At 64.3% G+C, this 462-nt stretch carries 1 pseudogene; it reads right to left on the bottom strand.

What is annotated here, in order from left to right:
• Positions 1-462 (bottom strand): annotated as a pseudogene (locus JWG43_RS18095) (phosphate ABC transporter permease); the annotation flags it as partial.

The following is a 462-nucleotide window of genomic DNA, read 5'->3' on the forward strand; positions in this document are numbered from 1 at the left end:
GGTCAAACTTGATGCCCATCTCGTGGGTCAGCCAGATACGCGAATCCCCGTGCATGAAGGCATTCTCGATGAGCGGGCTCAAGGCGAAGGCGCCCCAGCCAATCAGCAGCAGCACAGGAATGAGCAGGATGGCGTGCCAGCCCTCCGGCAGCCAGGAGCGGCCACGCTCCGGCAGGTAGTTCCACACCAGGGCGGTGAGCAACATGCCCATCGGCAGCAACAGCAGCAGCAGGATCACCCCTGGCAGCGCCCCCTCGATGATGGGTGCCAGCCACAGACCCGCCAGGAAGCCGAGGATGACGGTCGGCAGCGCCGCCATGATCTCAACCGTCGGCTTGACGTATTTGCGCAGGCCCGCCGACATGAAGTAGGCGGTGTAGATGGCACCGGCGACACCGAGCGGCACCGCAAACAGCATGGCGTAGAAGGAGGCCTTGAGGGTCCCGAACACCAGGGGTACCA

Origin of the sequence: Desulfobulbus alkaliphilus, from assembly GCF_016918545.1 — a bacterium.
GTDB lineage: Bacteria > Desulfobacterota > Desulfobulbia > Desulfobulbales > Desulfobulbaceae > Desulfobulbus > Desulfobulbus alkaliphilus.